Origin of the sequence: Saccharopolyspora sp. NPDC049357 (assembly GCF_040677225.1) — a bacterium.
Taxonomy (GTDB): domain Bacteria; phylum Actinomycetota; class Actinomycetes; order Mycobacteriales; family Pseudonocardiaceae; genus Saccharopolyspora.
The window spans coordinates 1-1,381 of record NZ_JBFAQJ010000094.1; the positions used below are offsets into that span (position 1 = coordinate 1).

1 protein-coding gene is annotated in these 1,381 nt (G+C 69.2%); it reads left to right on the forward strand.

The features are described 5' to 3' along the window. Positions 1–1,370, forward strand: a 1,370-nt coding sequence (lpdA, locus tag AB0J91_RS33000; RefSeq protein ID WP_363876957.1) for a dihydrolipoyl dehydrogenase, incomplete at its 5' end; no start/stop codon positions are given. Between the last annotated feature and the right edge of the window lie 11 nt (positions 1,371–1,381).

Sequence of the window (1,381 nt, forward strand, 5' to 3'; positions counted from 1 at the left end):
TGACCGACACGTCCGCCGATCTGGTCATTCTCGGCGGCGGTTCGGGCGGCTACGCCTGCGCTTTCCGCGCGGCCGAGCTCGGCCTGTCCGTCGTCCTCATTGAAAAGGACAAGCTCGGTGGGACCTGCCTTCACCGAGGTTGCATCCCGACCAAGGCCCTGCTGCACGCGGCCGAGGTCGCCGATTCCACCCGAGACGCCGACCAGTTCGGGGTGCGCGCCGCCCTCGAAGGCATCGACATCGACGGTGTCAACAAGTACAAGGACGACATCGTCTCAGGCCTGTACAAGGGCCTGCAGGGCCTGGCCAAGGCCCACAAGGTGACGATGGTCGAGGGTGCGGGCACCCTCGTCGACGCCCACACCGTCGAGGTCGACGGCACCCGCTACACCGGCAAGAACGTCGTTCTGGCCACCGGTTCCTACTCCAAGACGCTGCCCGGCCTGGAGCTCGGCGGGCGCGTCATCGCCAGCGAGCAGGCCCTGAACCTGGACTTCATCCCGAACAAGGTCGTCGTGCTCGGCGGCGGCGTGATCGGCGTCGAGTTCGCCAGCGTCTGGGCCTCCTTCGGCGCCGAGGTCACCGTCGTGGAAGCGCTGCCGCACCTGGTGCCCAACGAGGACGAGTTCGCCTCCAAGCGCCTGGAGCGCGCCTTCCGCAAGCGCGGCATCAAGTTCAAGACCGGCGTGAAGTTCACCGGCGCCACCCACAACGACGACGGCGTGTCGGTCAGCCTGGAAAACGGCGAGACCTACGACGCCGACCTGCTGCTGGTCGCCGTCGGCCGCGGCCCGAACACCGCCGGACACGGCTTCGAGCAGGTCGGCATCACCATGGAGCGCGGCTTCGTGCGCACCGACGAGCGGCTGCGCACCAACGTCCCCGGCGTGTTCGCCGTCGGCGACATCGTGCCCGGCCTGCAGCTGGCGCACCGCGGCTTCCAGCAGGGCATCTTCATCGCCGAGGAGATCGCCGGCCTCAACCCGCAGCCGATCGACGAAGCCGGCATCCCCCGCGTCACCTACTCCCACCCCGAGGTCGCCTCGGTCGGCCTGACCGAAGCCGCCGCCAAGGAGCAGTACGGCTCGGTGGAGACCTTCACCTACGACCTGGCCGGCAACGGCAAGAGCCAGATCCTCAAGACCCAGGGCGCGGTCAAGCTGATCCGCGCGACCGACGGCCCCGTCGTCGGCCTGCACATGGTCGGCGACCGCGTCGGTGAACTCATCGGCGAGGCGCAGCTGATCTACAACTGGGAGGCGCTGCCGGAGGACGTCGCTCCGCTGGTCCACGCCCACCCCACCCAGACCGAAGCCCTGGGCGAGGCCCACCTCGCCCTGGCCGGCAAGCCGCTGCACGTGCACGGCTGACACCCGCACGC